Here is a 16,661-nt window from a genome sequence, read left to right as displayed (position 1 = left end):
ATGAAAAAAAATTCCGGTAGAGAAAAAAATTACGAGACTTGTGTTAAGTTTATGGTATCTCTATTCAAGGTGAATGTTGTCGCGTCCTTTGAGGTGCGGTTGCATGCTCACGAGCAAGGATCCGGCCTCTGCGTCGTGAATGGTCGGCACCAGAATCTCGTCCAGATACCGCATCGGCTTTCGCAGCGAGCGCAGGGAGGAGTGAAATGAGTTCAATCGGTTCGGCGTCTCGATCGGGCGCGCGTGTTTTGCATCGCGAGGTCTGTCGTGGCTGAAAAGGCGGATCTGATTATTGGTATCGATGCAGGCACCTCGGTTATGAAGGCCGTTGCCTTCACACTCGCTGGTAACCAGATAGCGTCCGCGTCGGTCCGCAATGCCTACAATGCCGGGGACGATGGTTCGGTGACGCAGTCACTATCCGGCACATGGGCGGATTGCGTCGCGGCACTTCGTGCCCTCTCGCGGAAAATCAACGATCTTTCCCGAAGGGTGGCGGTCATCGCCGTCACCGGCCAGGGTGACGGCACCTGGCTGGTCGGTAAGGATAATCGGCCTGTTGCCGATGCCTGGTTGTGGCTCGATGCGCGCGCCGCGCCGACGGTAGTGCGGCTGTCAGGGCTTGAGGCGGACCGCGCGCGTTTCGAGGCGACCGGCACTGGTCTCAATACCTGCCAACAGGGCAGCCAGATGGCGCATATGGACCGCCATAGCCCGGAACTGCTCGATGTCGCCGAAGTGGCCATGCACTGCAAGGACTGGCTCTACCTGAACCTGACGGGTGTGCGTGCGACCGATCCGTCGGAGGTCAGCTTCACCTTCGGGAATTTCAGAACCCGCAATTATGATGCGGTCGTTCTCGAGGCACTCGGCCTCAGCCACAGGCGCAAGCTGCTCCCCGAAGTTCTCGAAGGAACGCAGACGACCCACCCGCTGAGTGCGGAAGCCGCATCTACCTGCGGCCTTGCCGCGGGAACGCCGGTCTGTCTCGGCTATGTCGATATGGTGATGACGGCGCTTGGAGCCGGGATAAGAAGCGGTGGAGAGAACGCCGCTTGTTCGGCGATCGGCTCCACCGGCGTCCACTTGCGCGCCAAGGCCGTTGGCGACGTGACATTGAACGACGAGAAGACGGGCTATGTGATCACTCTGCCGATCCCCGGCATCGTCACCCAGGTTCAGACGAATATGGGGGCAACGATCAATCTCGACTGGTTGCTGCAGATAGGAGCGGATCTGCTCGCGGAGTTCGGAGTCGAGGTGGAGCTCAACGACCTTATTGCAAGGGTGGATCACTGGTTTGCGTCAAGTACGCCAAGCGACATCGTCTACCATCCCTACATATCCGAGGCGGGCGAGCGCGGACCGTTCGTCGATGCTGAGGCGCGGGCCAATTTCAGCGGACTCTCCAGCCGGCACCGCTATCCCGATCTGGTTCGGGCCGTGATCGAAGGTCTCGGGATGGCAACGCGCGACTGTTACGCGGCGATGGGGGCTTTGCCGCCGGAAGTTCGCATCAGCGGCGGTGCCGCGCGCTCCAGGGCCCTTCGCCAGATTCTCTCGGCCGCCATCGATGCGCCGGTGCGGGTCAGTTCTCGCGAGGAGGCCGGTGCCGCCGGTGCCTCCATGATGGCTGCCGTCGCCATCGGCGCCTATCGGAATATGGATGATTGCATAGCCGACTGGGTAACGCCGCATCTGGGAGATGCTGAAATCGCCGGCGAGGCGGATACGGAACGGATGCAAAGACTGTTCAAGGCCTACAGGACCATTCGCATGGGCGTGGCGCCTGCCTGGGGCATCCTGGCAAATCGTTGATTTAATCGAGTGTGAAGGCTTCCCGGCATGCGGTGATCGTGTCTGGCGGGTGCCAAGGAGCGGTAAATGACTGAAACCGAGACCTACGACCTCTTCGTGATCGGTGGGGGTATCAATGGCGCGGGCATCGCTCGGGATGCGGCCGGCCGCGGACTGTCGGTTCTCATGTGTGAGAAGGATGACCTTGCCGAAGGCACGTCTTCGCGTTCCGGCAAGCTCGTCCATGGCGGATTGAGATATCTTGAATATTATGAGTTCCGCCTTGTCCGTGAAGCGCTGATCGAACGGGAAGTGCTGCTGAACTCCGCCAGCCATATCATCTGGCCGATGCGCTTCGTACTGCCTCACAGCCCCGATGACCGTCCGGCGTGGCTCGTTCGCCTCGGCCTTTTTCTCTACGATCATCTGGGCGGGCGCAGGAAGCTGCCGGGCACCCGTACCATCGATCTGCGCCGCGATCCGGAAGGTGCTGTAATACAGGACCAGTATGAAAAGGCGTTCGAATATTCGGACTGCTGGGTGGATGATGCGCGCCTGGTGGTCTTGAATGCCATTGATGCCGCCGAAAAAGGCGCAAAGATCCTGACCCGCACGGCCTGTATCAGCATTCGTCGCGAGAACGGGATGTGGACGGCGCAACTGCGTGACAGCCAAAAAGGTACCGTTACCAGCATTCGTGCCCGTGCCGTCGTCAATGCAGCCGGTCCCTGGGTCAATGATGTGATCGGAAGGATTGCCGGCGCCAACAGCCGTCGTTCGGTCCGCCTCGTAAAGGGAAGTCATATCATCGTGCCGAAGTTCTGGAGCGGCCAGAACGCCTATCTGGTTCAGAACAATGACAAGCGCGTCATCTTCATCAACCCTTATGAGGGCGACAAGGCCCTGATCGGGACTACCGATATTCCCTATGACGGAGCGCCCGAAACGGTGACCGCCGATGAGGCGGAAATCGATTACCTGATCACGGTCGTCAACCGCTATTTCAAGGAGAAGCTGCGCAGATCCGATGTGATCGAAAGCTTTTCCGGCGTACGCCCGCTTTTCGATGATGGCCAGGGCAACCCCTCGGCTGTTACCCGCGATTATGTATTCGATCTCGACGAGACAGACGACGTGCCGTTGCTCAATGTTTTCGGCGGTAAGATCACGACCTTCCGCAAGCTCTCCGAGCACGCCTTGCAGCGGTTGCAGAAATACTTCCCGAAAATGGGAGGTGACTGGACAGCCAGGGCCGTCTTGCCAGGCGGAGAAATTCCAAACGCGGATTACGTGGCGTTCTTCGAGACATTGCGCACGGATTATCCGTGGATGCCGCGTGATCTCATGGAGCACTATGGCCGGCTTTATGGAACCCGGTCGCGCGAAGTGATCGGCAAGGCGACCTCGCTAGACGGGCTTGGCCGCTATTTCGGCGGCAATCTCTATGAGGTGGAGGTCCGCTATCTCGCGAGAAAGGAGTGGGCGCAGACCGTGGAAGATGTGGTGTGGCGGCGCACCAAGGAGAGCTTGCGCATGACGCCTGAGCAGAAGGCGGATTTTGCCGAATGGTTTCAGTCAGAGCTGGCAAAAGCCGCGTGACCGCGCGGCAAGTGCATCAATATCCCCGGAGATAAGACATGCCCCTCACTCTGTCGCTAAACACAAATCCACTCGTCAACCGGTTTGCGGATCCGGACGATCTCATCGATACGGTGGCGCGGGATCTGAAGATCAGAGATCTGCAACTGACCCATGAGTTCATCAACCCGAGCTGGCAGGCGTCAACGATCAGCCGGCTGTCCCGCCAGATGGAAAGGGCTTTGCAGCGCACCGGTGTGCGTGTCACGTCGGGCATGACCGGCCCCTATGGCCGCCTCAATCATTTCGGACACCCTGATCGGGACGTGCGACGCTACTATATCGACTGGTTCAAGACATTCGCCGACATCATCGGAGATCTCGGTGGCACGTCCGTGGGCACGCAGTTCGCGATTTTTACCTATCGCGATTACGATGATCCGGTTCGCCGGGAGGAACTCATCAAGATTGCGATCGACTGTTGGGCCGAGGTCGCGGAGCACGCCAGCACGGCCGGTCTCGGCTATGTTTTCTGGGAGCCGATGAGCATCGGGCGCGAATTCGGCGAGACGATCAAGGCCTGCATGGAGTTGCAGGACCGGATCGCCACGACGAAGATGGCAATTCCGATGTGGATGATGGCGGATATCGATCATGGCGACGTCACGTCCGACAATCCGGATGACTACGACCCCTATGCGTGGGCGCGCGCCGTGCCGCCGGTCTCGCCGATTATCCACATCAAGCAAAGCCTGATGGACAAGGGCGGGCATCGTCCTTTCACGGCCGAGTTCAATGCCAAGGGCAGAATACAGCCCGAGCCGCTGCTGAAAGCCCTTCAGGAGGGCCGGGCCGTGGACAACGAAATCTGCCTCGAACTGTCATTCAAGGAACGCGAGCCGAATGACCGGCAGGTCATTCCGCAGATTGCCGAGAGCATTGCATTTTGGGCGCCTTACATCGATACCGGCGCATCGGATATTCATATCGCCTGAGGCCCAGGCGGGTCGAGATTGTGGAGATAGAAGCATTCGCCATGTCAGCTTATGAAAGCTCCCTGGCTGTAAGAGCTGCCTGGCTGCACTATGTCGGCGGGTTGACCCAATCCGCGGTGGCGAAAAGGCTCGGCATCCCTTCGGTGAAGGCGCATCGGCTGATTGCGCGTGCCGTTGCGGAAGGCGTGGTCAAGGTGAGCATTGAAGGCGAGATTGCCGAGTGCGCCAATCTGGAAATGGAGCTTTGCACGCGGTTCGGCCTGAACTACTGCGAGGTCGCACCGGAAATCGATGGAGACGACGGCCTCGCCCTCACGACGCTTAGCCATGTGGGCGGCCGTTTTCTCAGGCGAGAGATCGAAACCGGGGAAAGCAAGGTCATTGGTTTCGGACATGGCCGGACCCTGTCCGCCGCGGTGCGCCAGATGCCGCGGATATCAGCCAGCGGCAAGACATTCGTATCGCTCCTGGGCGGTCTGACTCGCAACTATGCCGCCAATCCACATGACGTCATGCACCGGTTGGCGGAGAAGACTGGAACGCAGGCCTATGTCATGCCCGTGCCGTTCTTCGCCAATTCGGAGGAGGACAGGGATGTCTTCCTTGCCCAGCGGGGCGTACGGGAGATTTTTCAACTGGCAAGCAGCGCCGATCTCAAGATCGTTGGTATCGGCAGCGTGGACGCCGACGCGCATCTCTTCAAATCGGGGATGCTGGAAAGGCAGGAGGTCGAGGAGATCGCCGCACTAGGCGGGGTCGGCGAGCTATTGGGGCATTTTTTCGACAGTAGAGGCCGGATCCTGCAAACTTCCGTGACGGCGCGCACCCTGGCCGCCCCGTTGTCCGATGCCGCCGAAGACCGGCTGGTGGCGATTGCAGGGGGACCGATGAAAACAGCGGCGATCAGCGCGGTTCTTCACAGCAACAAACTTCATGGCCTGATCACGGATGAGGCGACCGCGAAGGCATTGTTGGGGCGACAGGAGAATGCACGCGAGAAATCGAAAGAAATCACATAAATTATGTGACTCTGTGACAATTAAATGTTATCTCTGGCGCGTACGATGATGTCCCGGTGCCTCTTGTCGGCAGGATTTGGCTCATGAAACGCGAAGAACGCAGGCAGGAAATCATAAATCTTCTGGTCGAGAACCGGGCCGTCGATCTCGACGACCTGGCCGAGCGTTTTGCCGTCTCGAAAATGACCATTCACCGTGATCTCGATGATCTCGAGGCCGCGGGGGTTCTTCGCAAGGTTCGCGGTGGTGCGACCATCGACGCGGGCACCCAGTTTGAAAGCGATTTCCGCTTCCGGCAGATGCAGGACGCCGAAGTCAAGCAGGCGATCGGCCGTGTTGCGATCGATCTCGTGGAGCCGGGGATGACCGTTATCGTCAACGACGGATCCATGGCCGCCGTCTTTGGCGAGATGCTTCTCGAAAGGCGGCCACTGACAATCGTGACGAACAATGCAGCGATCATGGAGAGGGTCAAAGGCGAGAGCGGCATCAGGCTGATTACTCTGGGCGGGGTCTATTCACCGAAGTTCAATGCCTATCTGGGGATCATGACCGAAGAAGCCCTGTCGCGATTGAGGGCGGACATTGCCTTTGTGTCAGCGCCGGCAGCGTCCGGCCGGTATGCCTATCACATGGATGAAGACGTCGTTCGGACGAAGCGCGCGATGATGAAATCCAGCAGACAGACGTGCCTTTTGATCAACAGCCGGCGTTTTGGTCATACCGCCCTGCATGTGCTGGGGGATCTTTCGGAGTTCAGCACCATCATATCGGACAAGCCGTTGCCGGAAGAAGCGTTGGCCGAACTCGTTCGGGCCGGCACAACAATCAAGATCGCAATGCGGGAGGAAGACGTTTGAGCCAGGAAAGGCGTTATTGGGTCGGAACCAGCTGGAAAATGAACAAGACGCTGGCTGACGCGCTGGCGTTTGCCGCCGGCCTGAAGGCAGCGGATTCCGAACGGGACCCACGGATACAGCGATTTGTCGTCCCGCCCTTCACCGCGGTGAGGCAGGTAAAGGAGGCCTTGGACGGCACTTCCGTCAAGGTTGGCGCGCAGAATATGCACTGGGCCGACCAGGGTGCATGGACGGGTGAGATCTCTCCCGTGATGCTCAAGGATTGCAATCTTGATATCGTGGAACTCGGTCATTCGGAACGCCGTGAATATTTCGGGGAAACCGATGAAACGGTCGGGCTGAAGACCGAAGCAGCCGTCCGCCATGGGCTAGTGCCCCTGATCTGCATCGGCGAGACACTTGACGACCGGGAAAGCGGCAGGGCGGCGGAAATATTGGCGCGCCAGGTGCGCGGTGCCTTGTCTCGTCTTGAGGGCGGGCAGAAGCATGCCGATATTCTCCTCGCCTATGAGCCCGTTTGGGCTATCGGCGAAAAGGGCATTCCGGCTACTGCCGATTATGCGGATGCCCGCCATGCCGAAATCGCTGCCATTGCCGAGGAGATCGTGGGGCGGAGAGTTCCCTGCCTCTATGGCGGTTCCGTGAATCCGGGAAACTGCGAAGAACTCATCTCTTGCCCGCATATCGACGGGCTCTTCATCGGTCGATCGGCCTGGCAGGTCGAGGGCTATCTGGACATCCTGGCGCGTTGCGCCGCAAAAATCTGAGGAGACATCCATGAAACTTGCAATTGCCGGAGACAGCGCAGGTGAAGGACTTGCCAAAATCCTTGCCGATTACCTGAAGGATCGCCACGAGGTCGCGGAAATCTCCCGCACCTCCGACGGGCCCGATCCGTTCTATGCAAATCTGTCGGACCGGGTTGCATCCGCCGTCTTGGCCGGAGAATACGACCGGGCCATCCTCGTTTGCGGGACCGGCATCGGTGTTTGCATTTCGGCGAACAAGGTCCCAGGTATCCGGGCCGCCTTGACCCATGACACCTATTCCGCCGAGCGCGCCGCCCTTTCCAACAATGCGCAGATTATCACCATGGGCGCGCGAGTGGTCGGCACGGAACTCGCCAAGGCGATTGCCGATGCCTATCTCGCCCAGACCTTCGACGAGAACGGTCGTTCCGCGGGCAATGTGAATGCCATCAACGAGGTCGATAGCAAGTACAGCGCAAGGAAGATCTGACTTCTATCCCTTGCGGATCGACTGACGCCAGACCATTGATGCGGGAAGGCGGATAAAAGAGGGAAGGGGCTGGGCATCGCTCCTTCCTCCCTGATCGAGCCAGGCCACAGCCCTTGCCGCAATATCGTCGATGGGCTGGGAAAACGTTGTCAAACCATAGGAAGACCAGCCGGCCTGCTCTATGTCGTCGAAGCCTGCGACACAGAGATCTTCCGGAATGCGGAGACCGAATTCCTGGCGCGCTGCGTCCATAAAGCCGCAGGCGATCAGGTCGGTGACACAAAAGACCGCGTCCGGGCGTTCCTTTCGCGTCAAAAGCCGATGCGCCAGAACCCGTCCGCTATCATAACAGGTAAAGCCGTGGCGCTCTGTCATCACGTCCAGTCCCATGGTCGCGGCGGCGGCAATGAAGCCCTTTTCCCGGGCCATCAGGCTGGGCGTTCCCGCTGCCGAATTGGCGAACGCAAGGCGCCTGCAGCCAGCACGAAGAAAGGCCATGAGAACAGCGCCCATTGCCGCGGCTTCATCGAGATTGATATGGAGCGGACCGTCATGCTCATCGTCCCGATTAATGAGAACGAGCCGCTGGCCGTTGTTTAAGCAAAGCCGGGTAATCGACTTGTCAGGCATGCCCGAAAGAATGATGGAACCGTCGGCCCGGTATCGTATCGCCTGGCGAAGCGCCAGATCAACGCTGCCGTCAAGCCGGTCGGTGTTGATGACCATGGCCACCTTGCCGACGTTCTGGAGATGCTGGGTCAGGGCCTTCATCAGGTTGGCGCGATATGGCGTGCCGAGATCCGAACCGATCAGGCAAACGATGCCGCTTTCCTGTCTGGTCAGGCCGCGCGCCAGTTGATTGACGTGATAGCCGAGCGCCTCGGCCGCCTCCAGCACCTTGCGCCGCGTTTCTTCCGATACGCTTGCTCCCGGCGTGAATGTACGCGATACGGCCGATCGCGATACGCCCGCACGCGCGGCTACTTCTCGGGCGCTGACAGAGGAGTTGCGGAGTTTCATCTTGTGCACACGGTGTTGGAAGATTGGCTCTTTGCACAAGCAATTTGCATATAGTTGCACCGCTGTGCAATGGGTTATTTTCCACTTTTATTGGCGTTATGTTGAAAAAATTCGCGACTGTCTTGACATTGATGATTTTAAGAGAAAATCTTTGCACACGCTTGCAATAGCGTCGACATGGAGGTGTCGTTTATAGGGAGGAATATAATGCGCTCGATATTTATCGCCATGGCGGCCCTCGCCGCCAGCCTGCAATGGTCCCCTTCAGCCGCTCTCGCAGCGGGCTCGCTCAATCTCATCTGCAGTGCGGATGTCGTCATATGCGAGTTGATGAAGGACAATTTCGAGAAGAATACGGGCATCCAGGTCAATATGGTCCGGCTTTCCTCGGGTGAAACCTATGCAAAGATTCGCGCCGAGGCGCGCAATCCGAAAACCGATATCTGGTGGGCGGGAACCGGTGATCCGCATCTGCAGGCGGCTTCCGAAGGATTGACGCAGGAATATAAATCACCGCTCCTGGATCAATTGCACGATTGGGCGAGAAAGCAGGCGGAGAGTGCCGGATTCCGTACGGTCGGCGTCTATGCCGGGGCGCTCGGCTGGGGCTACAACACCGATATCTTCGCCAAAAAAGAGCTGAAAGAGCCAAAATGCTGGGCGGATTTGCTGGATTCTTCCTATAAAGGGGAGATTCAGATTGCCAATCCGAACTCATCGGGAACAGCCTATACGGCGCTCGCCTCGCTGGTCCAGATCATGGGCGAGGACCAGGCGTTTGATTATTTGAAGAAACTCAACGCCAACGTCTCGCAATATACGAAATCCGGTTCGGCCCCGGTTAAGGCGGCGGCGCGCGGCGAGACAGCTATCGGCATTGTTTTTCTGCATGATGCCGTCGCGCAGAAGGTCGAGGGTTTCCCGGTCCAGATCGTCGCCCCTTGCGAGGGCACGGGATATGAAATCGGTTCGATGTCCATCATCAAGGGTGCCCGCAATCTGGAGAATGCCAGGAAATGGTATGACTGGGCGCTATCGGGGGAAGCTCAGTCTCTGATGCGGGAAGCGAAGTCATTCCAGTTGCCGTCCAACAGGAATGCCACCGTGCCGCCCGAAGCGCCGAAATTCGAGAACATCAAGCTCATCGATTACGATTTCACGAAATACGGCGATCCGACGGTGCGCAAGCAGTTACTCGAACGCTGGGACCGCGAGATTGGCGCAAACGCCAATTGATCGTTGCCAAGCCGTCTGCCTGGTCGCCCGACCGGTGGCAGGCGGCACCTTTTCGGTGAGAACGGCTCCTGCGGCGCCAGGCGTCAATGACCGTTCGACCCGTTGTTTCCACGCAAGTCCGTGCGGGATCGCCTCTCTCCGCCTTTCCCGGACTTGCTCTTGATATGGACAGCAGCATCGTGAACCGTCGTGACCGCAGACTTGCCATTGTATTTGGAATAGCGCTTGCCGGACTTTTTCTGGTGCCCTGGTACAGGATCGAAGCCGGCTTCCATGGCTTTGGCTGGCTTGACGCTTTTCCCTTCGGAGCAGATCAAGCACCCATGGTCGTTGAGATGATGAACGGCCGCTGGTGGCTCTCCGCCATCGCTACCCTGTTTGCGTTCGCGGGCGGTGCATGTTTCCTGACAGAAGAAAAAAAACGGGCGAACTTGCTTGTGTTTTCAGGAGCGGCCGGCCTGATTTTCCTTGCTCTGCAGGGACTTGCCATCGGGTTCAGTGGCTGGACATGGCTCTTTACTGAAAGGCTGTTTGGTCCCTTGACCACCGGCCAATCTTCCATGGGGGCCGGCGCGGGTTTGGCGACCCTGGCTTTCACGCTGCTATTTGCCTTTGGCTTGGCGGAGCGAGGCGTGCTGAAAGGTGACGCCTTCATCACCGCGGCGATATCGCTGCTGGTCCTTCTCGTCGGCATATTTGTCTTTTATCCGGTCGGCAGCATGTTCGTAGGCTCGCTGCAGAGCTTCGACGGTTCATTCGACCCCTCGGGATTTATTCGCAACATCAAGGATCCCTCGATCTGGAGCCTTGCATGCCTCGGCGGCGGCGAACGTTGTGGCATCGCATGGCGTACATTCTGGCTGGCAATCATGACAGCCTGCGGTTCCACGCTGCTCGGGCTTGCCTTTGCCCTGGTTGCGACACGTACTCGCTTTCCGTTCAAAAAAGGGCTGCGACTTTTGACCGTCCTGCCCATCATTACGCCGCCATTTGTCATCGGTCTGGCGTTGATCCTGCTCTTCGGCCGTGCGGGGGTGGTCACCCAAACCCTGTCACAGCTTTTCGACATTGAACCGGGGCGGTGGCTCTATGGATTGACCGGCATCTGGATAGCGCAAGTCTTGTCGTTCACGCCGATTTCCTTCCTGGTGCTGGTCGGCGTGGTCGAGGGTGTGAGTCCATCGATGGAAGAAGCTTCGCAGACGTTGCGTGCTGGTCGCTGGCGCACCTTCTGGAATGTATCGCTGCCCCTGATGAAGCCGGGCCTTGCCAACGCATTCCTGATCGGCTTCATCGAAAGCATGGCTGATTTCGGCAATCCGTTGGTGCTTGGCGGCAGCCATGGTGTCCTGTCGACGGAGATCTTCTTCGCCGTGGTCGGCTCGCAGAACGATCCCTCGCGTGCCGCCGTTCTGGCGATCGTCCTCTTATGCTTCACACTCACCGCATTTCTGGCGCAACGCTTCTGGCTCGCCGGCAAGGGATTCGCCACCGTCACGGGCAAGGGTGACGCCGGCGCCCATGTCGCCTTGCCGCGTGGACTTTCAATCGGGGTCCACGCCATCGTCATCCCCTGGATCTCATTCACGCTCATCGTCTACGGCATGATCTTTTTCGGCGGTTTCGTGAAGACCTGGGGGCTCGATAATTCGCTGACATTCGCGCATTACGAGCGCGCCTTTTCGGTCGGGTTTCAAAATGGTGCGATCGTTTGGACAGGCGTGGCCTGGAATTCGTTCTGGACAACGATGGAAATCGCACTGATTTCCGCACCGCTGACGGCCGCCGTCGGATTGCTGACGGCCTATCTGATCGTCCGGCAGAAATTCGTCGGCCGCAATCTGTTCGAATTCGCGCTGATGATGAGCTTCGCCATACCGGGCACGGTCATCGGCATCAGCTATATCATGGCCTTCAACCTGCCGCCGATCGAGATGACCGGCACGGCGCTCATCCTTATCGCCTGCTTCGTCTTCCGCAACATGCCGGTAGGGGTGCGCAGCGGTGTGGCTGCAATGAGCCAGCTCGACAAGAGCCTGGACGAGGCGTCACTGACGCTTCGCGCCTCCAGCTTCCGAACCATCCGGAAAGTCATCCTGCCATTGCTTCGGCCGGCGATCGCGGCCGCCCTGGTCTATTCCTTCGTGCGGGCGGTCACCTCGATCAGTGCCGTCATCTTCCTCGTCAGTGCGCAGTATAATATGGCGACCTCCTATATCGTCGGCCTGGTCGAGAACGGTGAATATGGCGTCGCCATTGCCTATTCCTCCATGCTGATTGTCGTCATGGTTGTCATCATCGCCGGTTTTCAGCTTCTCGTCGGCGAACGCAGGCTGAGACGTGAGAATCGCATTGCAGGACCTGCTGCCGTGCGGACAACACCTATTTCTCAGGAGAACCCAGCATGATTACCCGACCGACAAGCAACAGCGATGGCAATCGCGCCGGAGCCGTTGTGTTTGAACATGTTCGCAAAAATTTTGGTACCTTCACCGCCATTCCGGATTTGTCGCTTACCATCGAACCAGGAACGCTGGTGACATTGCTGGGGCCGTCCGGTTGCGGCAAGACGACAACCCTTCGCATGCTTGCAGGACTGGAGCATCCCACTTCAGGTCGCATTCTCATCGGTGGCAAGGACGTAACGATGCTTCCGGCCAACGAGCGCGATGTTTCCATGGTCTTTCAGTCCTACGCGCTCTTTCCGCATATGAGCGTTCTGGAGAATGTCGCTTATGGGCTGGAATCCTCGGGTCTGAAGGCCAGGGAGGCACGCAAGAAGGCGGAGGAGGGATTGGCCCAGGTGGGGCTCGCCGGATATGGGGACCGTCTGCCGGCCGAGCTTTCCGGTGGCCAGCAGCAGCGTGTCGCCGTTGCCCGTGCGCTCGTTCTCGAACCGCAGGTGCTGCTTCTCGACGAGCCACTTTCCAATCTTGATGCCCGATTGCGCCGACGCGTTCGCACCGAGATCCGCGAATTGCAACAGCGCCTGGGGTTCACAGCCGTCTATGTTACCCATGACCAGGAAGAGGCCCTGGCAGTTTCCGACCGCATCATCGTCATGGTCGAGGGACGTATCGAGCAGGAGGGGCCGCCGCGCGATCTCTATGAAATGCCAACCTCCGCATTCATCGCCGATTTTATGGGTGAGGCGAATGTCGTTGCCTGCGAGGTACTTAAAATCGAGGGGAGGGACGCGCTGATCCGTGTCGGGCGCCTTGACCACCGCGTACCCGCCCGTGACGCGGTCGCAGGCCCCGCCAAGCTTGCTGTCCGCCCAAACGCGATAAAGCTGGGACTTGCCGATGACGCTGCTTTTGCCGGCCGCATCAAGCACGCCGCCTATCTCGGCGATCATGTGGAATACGAGGTCGAGACCGATATCGGAACGCTGTTCGTCGTGGATCCGGCGACAGAGCGCTGCTTCGAGCCAGCGGCCCGGGTCGGCATCGGTTTTGAGAACCGCGGCATCGCCCTGATCAACGCCTGATTATCATCTTTGAAGGAAACCTTTCATGCTTTTTTCCCCTGGCCTCGACATCGATGCCCGATTTTCCCTGGCCAGAACTCTTGCCCGCGAAGCTGGAGCCCTGGCGCTTACCTATTTCAATATCCGGGAAAATTTGATTGTGGAGACGAAGGCCGATCCACAGGACGTGGTGTCCAAAGCAGACCGCGAAGTGGAGCAGCTTATCCGGGCCGGCATTGCTGCCGCCCACCCGGACGACGGGGTGCTTGGTGAGGAATATGGGTTCGCTCCCGGCACATCCGGTTTCACCTGGGCTATCGATCCGATCGACGGTACCAGCCCGTTCGTCAATGGCATTCCGTGCTGGTGCGTTTCGATCGCAGTGCTCCATGACAGTCAGCCCGTTATCGGCGTCATCTATGCCCCTTGCAATGAGGAGCTCTATGCGTCGGCGCTCGGCCAGGGGGCAACGCTCAACGGCAAGAAGCTGGAGTTGGACAGGAGCCGCAATATCCGCAACGGCGTAACCGGAATTGGCGCAAATCATCATGTCCAGTCCGATGTCGTGGGTGCGATGGTCGTCAACCTGCTGAACGCACGTGGCACGTTCATCCGCAACGGTTCGGGAGCGCTGATGCTGGCATACGTCGCTGCAGGAAGACTGGTCGGCTATTACGAACCCTATATGCATGCCTGGGATTGCCTCGCAGGCTATTGTCTGGTGCGGGAGGCAGGCGGATCGTTCCATCCATTCCCGGCCGAGGGGGAGGGGCTGACCAAAGGCGCCCCGGTTCTGGCTGCCTGTCCTGGCGCGATCGACGATCTCAGAGAGCTCGCTGCGCTCGTTTAAGGATACACACGATTTTTCCCGTCGGCAGTCCCGGATTCCGTTGGCTGCCGACGTCCCGCGTGAACCGGATCATCAACCGCCAATGCCTGATTCCGACCGGGCAAGCTGACGTTCTTGCCTGTGGAAGAATGCATCGAAAAACACATTGTCAGAAGCTGATTTAATGGCCCGGGCGATCAACGCAGTTGCCAAAACGGCAAATATGATGCGACCGACAAACACGCTGGTGAAATCCGCGCCGAGAGCGACGACGAGCAGTGTGTCTTCTATGACGCTGTGGGCAAAGCCCATGAATACGCAGGCGAGGAAGATCTGGCGTGGCTCAACGCTGGCCGTGCGGGCCTCGCGGATCAGGAGCCCCCCACCATAGGAAATTCCAAGAAACAGACCGACTGCCGTGAAGGGGACGGCTTGTGCCTGGATGCCGGCGAGGCGAAACAGCGGTGCAAGCCCTCTGTTCAGCCAGCCCAGAATGCCCGACACCTTGAGAAGCTCCATCAACCAGCTCAGCGCGAGCAGAATGACGAACATGCTTGCCAGGGTTTTGAGCATGCTCAGAAAAAAGCCGCCCCAACCAGCGCTCTCGTTCATTGGTATCCACACGGGCTTCAGCGGTGCCGACAACCATCCGGTCGCTGCAAATATCTGGTGCAGAATAATGGCGAAGAGCAGACCGCCGCCAATGCGAAGCGCCGCAGTGACGATGAAACCGGGTCCCGCCTTCTGAATGATGCGCTGTTCGATCGGAATGGCATGCGCGAACAGCAAAAGAGCTGAAAGAATGGTCATGTCAGCCGTGCTGAGCGTCGAAACCGGCGCCAGCGTGAACACGGTCACCACGGCGCCCCAAATCCCCACCAGCAATCCCGTCAACCAGGCAAGGGCGAGTTCGGGCGGCAGCCCGACCAGCGTCATGAGTGGCGCGAAATATGGAGAGATCGCCCGGATGACGCCAAGCTCTTGCAGCAATTGTGTGATTATCGCGATGGGGACGATAATGCGAACCAATTCCCAATAGATTTCAATTGTTTCCAGCGTCTTTTGATAAAACGCAACGTACCTTCTCATCGCGATTTCTCCGTGTTTGACGCTGGATAAGTAGCGTGAGAAAGTTCGCATTTGTGGTCAAAATCTCCACATCTGTGCAATAAAATTGCAAGCAATGAAGGCAGTAGCAGGGGACCGGAATGGATCGGATCGACAGACATCTTCTCAAGCTGTTGCAAGAGGACGCGTCGCGCACCAATGCGGATCTGGCGGAGGAGGTCGGGCTTTCTCCCTCAAGCTGCCTGCGCCGCATAAGGCGCCTCAAGTCGACCGGTGTCATCAGCCGTATCGTCGCGCTTCTCAATCCAGCCAAGGCCGGCAGGGGGATGAAAGCTATCGTCATGGTCGAGCTGGAGCGCCATGGTGAACAGCACGTGCGGCGCTTCCTCGATCTCGCCTCCAGGGAGCCGGCGATAATCCAGGCCTATAGTGTGAGCGGTGAAACCGATGCCATTCTCATGCTACGCTTGGCGGATATGGAAGAGTTCGACGCGTTGTGTGAGCGCCTTTTCCGGGACCAGAGCAATGTCGCGCGCTTCTATACCAGCTTCGTTCTGCGAACCGCCAAGGAGATAACCGCTATCCCGCTCCAGGAGGCATGGAGATAGCCAGGTTCCGCACCAAGACGCGCCAAATGTGAACAGTTTGTCCGGCTTGACTGGTTGCATATCGGGCCCACCCAATCGATAAATAACGGCGCGGAGGGCTGTTGGGAGGAAACATGCCCTATCTGAGTTCTGTCGTCTGGCGTATGCGCCACATGCTTGAAACTTCGCGATTGAGCGCCACGGCGCGGTCGGTGCGACGGGATCGTCTCACCTATCTTTCACCCTGGAAGCTGAGACGTCTCGAGAGAGCGCTTAAGGACGTTCTGAAAGAGAACGTGCCGGGCGATATCGCCGAATTCGGCATTGCGCTGGGCGGAAGCGCAATCATTCTTTCAGAACAGGCAGGGCAGCGCGGACGCCGATTTCACGGCTTTGATGTCTTCGGAATGATACCTCCACCCAAGTCGGAGAAGGACGGCCGGAAAGCAGCGGATCGCTACAAGACAATCGCCAGTGGAGCGTCAAAGGGAATTGGAGGCGATATCTATTATGGCTATCGCGACAATCTCTATGATGAAGTCTGCCGTTCTTTCATGAAATACGGCCTCGCCGTCGATGGGTCGATGGTCAGCCTGCATGAAGGATTATTCGAGAATACCCTCCCGGCGGCAGGGCTGGAGAAGGTTGCCTTCGCTCACATCGACTGCGACTGGTATGACCCGGTCACCTATTGCCTCAACAGCCTGGCGGACCGGATAAGTCCGCGCGGTATCATCCTGATCGATGACTATCACGACTATGGAGGGTGCCGAACGGCGACAGACGAGTTCCTGCAGGTCCGTCCCGATTTCGCATTCGAAGACGGGACCAACGTCATTCTCCGCCGGACAGGATTGAATGCCTGAACACCGGGAGTGACCACGCCGATCAATCCGTTGATTCAGGTCAAGGTATGTACCGGAGGCTCACATAGAGTTTCGCGGAGTTCAATCCGTGAAGCGAA

The 16,661-nt window shown here is 58.5% G+C and carries 15 protein-coding genes; 13 read left to right on the top strand and 2 right to left on the bottom strand.

Features of this window, described 5'->3' with window-relative positions; all coding sequences use genetic code 11:
• Positions 1-267: 267 nt before the first annotated feature.
• The 7 genes from ATN84_RS20015 to derI all read left to right on the top strand — a co-directional run bounded on the left by ATN84_RS20015 (position 268) and on the right by derI (position 7,488).
• On the top strand, positions 268-1,818 hold the full coding sequence (locus tag ATN84_RS20015; RefSeq protein ID WP_068883997.1) for an FGGY-family carbohydrate kinase: 1,551 nt from the start codon (positions 268-270) through the stop codon (positions 1,816-1,818).
• Between the two features lie 66 nt (positions 1,819-1,884).
• Positions 1,885-3,396, top strand: coding sequence for a glycerol-3-phosphate dehydrogenase (locus tag ATN84_RS20010; RefSeq protein WP_068883995.1), 1,512 nt, complete (start codon positions 1,885-1,887; stop codon positions 3,394-3,396).
• Between the two features lie 38 nt (positions 3,397-3,434).
• Positions 3,435-4,370 carry a sugar phosphate isomerase/epimerase family protein gene (locus tag ATN84_RS20005; RefSeq protein WP_068883992.1) on the top strand — a complete coding sequence of 312 codons (936 nt, stop codon included), beginning with the start codon at positions 3,435-3,437 and terminating at the stop codon, positions 4,368-4,370.
• A 41-nt stretch (positions 4,371-4,411) separates the two neighbouring features.
• Complete coding sequence (locus ATN84_RS20000; protein ID WP_068883990.1) at positions 4,412-5,389, top strand: sugar-binding transcriptional regulator; 978 nt, start codon at positions 4,412-4,414, stop codon at positions 5,387-5,389.
• Positions 5,390-5,472: 83 nt separating this feature from the next.
• Positions 5,473-6,249, top strand: coding sequence for a DeoR/GlpR family DNA-binding transcription regulator (locus ATN84_RS19995; protein ID WP_068883988.1), 777 nt, complete (start codon positions 5,473-5,475; stop codon positions 6,247-6,249).
• Positions 6,246-7,016: a triose-phosphate isomerase gene (locus tag ATN84_RS19990; protein WP_068883986.1), complete on the top strand. Its 771-nt coding sequence runs from the start codon at positions 6,246-6,248 to the stop codon at positions 7,014-7,016. Before ATN84_RS19995 ends, ATN84_RS19990 begins: the two co-directional genes overlap by 4 nt.
• A gap of 10 nt (positions 7,017-7,026) precedes the next feature.
• Positions 7,027-7,488 carry a D-erythrulose-4-phosphate isomerase gene (gene derI / locus ATN84_RS19985; RefSeq protein ID WP_068883984.1) on the top strand — a complete coding sequence of 154 codons (462 nt, stop codon included), beginning with the start codon at positions 7,027-7,029 and terminating at the stop codon, positions 7,486-7,488.
• A 3-nt stretch (positions 7,489-7,491) separates the two neighbouring features.
• Here the strand turns inward: derI and ATN84_RS19980 are convergent, their stop codons facing one another.
• On the bottom strand, positions 7,492-8,508 hold the full coding sequence (locus ATN84_RS19980) for a LacI family DNA-binding transcriptional regulator (protein ID WP_068883982.1): 1,017 nt from the start codon (positions 8,506-8,508) through the stop codon (positions 7,492-7,494).
• 207 nt (positions 8,509-8,715) lie between these two features.
• Between ATN84_RS19980 and ATN84_RS19975 the strand changes: the two genes are divergently transcribed.
• From ATN84_RS19975 to ATN84_RS19960, 4 genes are all read left to right on the top strand, one after another.
• Positions 8,716-9,744: an ABC transporter substrate-binding protein gene (locus tag ATN84_RS19975; RefSeq protein WP_068883980.1), complete on the top strand. Its 1,029-nt coding sequence runs from the start codon at positions 8,716-8,718 to the stop codon at positions 9,742-9,744.
• Between the two features lie 179 nt (positions 9,745-9,923).
• Positions 9,924-12,152, top strand: coding sequence for an ABC transporter permease (locus tag ATN84_RS19970; RefSeq protein ID WP_068884396.1), 2,229 nt, complete (start codon positions 9,924-9,926; stop codon positions 12,150-12,152).
• Positions 12,149-13,234 carry an ABC transporter ATP-binding protein gene (locus ATN84_RS19965; RefSeq protein WP_068883978.1) on the top strand — a complete coding sequence of 362 codons (1,086 nt, stop codon included), beginning with the start codon at positions 12,149-12,151 and terminating at the stop codon, positions 13,232-13,234. Before ATN84_RS19970 ends, ATN84_RS19965 begins: the two co-directional genes overlap by 4 nt.
• A gap of 25 nt (positions 13,235-13,259) precedes the next feature.
• Entirely contained in the window at positions 13,260-14,063 is an 804-nt protein-coding gene (locus ATN84_RS19960; RefSeq protein WP_068883976.1) for an inositol monophosphatase family protein, read from the top strand.
• A gap of 72 nt (positions 14,064-14,135) precedes the next feature.
• On the opposite strand, the gene ATN84_RS19955 is transcribed toward ATN84_RS19960, so the two are convergent.
• Positions 14,136-15,131, bottom strand: coding sequence for a nucleoside recognition domain-containing protein (locus ATN84_RS19955; protein ID WP_068883975.1), 996 nt, complete (start codon positions 15,129-15,131; stop codon positions 14,136-14,138).
• A gap of 119 nt (positions 15,132-15,250) precedes the next feature.
• Here ATN84_RS19955 and ATN84_RS19950 point away from each other — a divergent pair, with 119 nt between their 5' ends.
• Together ATN84_RS19950 and ATN84_RS19945 are read left to right on the top strand one after the other, a co-directional pair.
• Positions 15,251-15,718 (top strand): Lrp/AsnC family transcriptional regulator, encoded by a 468-nt coding sequence (locus ATN84_RS19950; RefSeq protein ID WP_068883972.1) that lies wholly within the window; start codon positions 15,251-15,253, stop codon positions 15,716-15,718.
• 113 nt (positions 15,719-15,831) lie between these two features.
• A complete protein-coding gene (locus ATN84_RS19945; RefSeq protein ID WP_068883969.1) occupies positions 15,832-16,563 on the top strand; it encodes a TylF/MycF/NovP-related O-methyltransferase in 732 nt (243 codons plus the stop codon).
• Positions 16,564-16,661 lie beyond the last annotated feature (98 nt).

Origin of the sequence: Paramesorhizobium deserti (assembly GCF_001558695.1) — a bacterium.
Classification (GTDB): Bacteria; Pseudomonadota; Alphaproteobacteria; order Rhizobiales; family Rhizobiaceae; genus Paramesorhizobium; species Paramesorhizobium deserti.
Note: the sequence above shows the minus strand (reverse complement) of the source record. Positions and strands in the feature narration are given on the sequence as shown.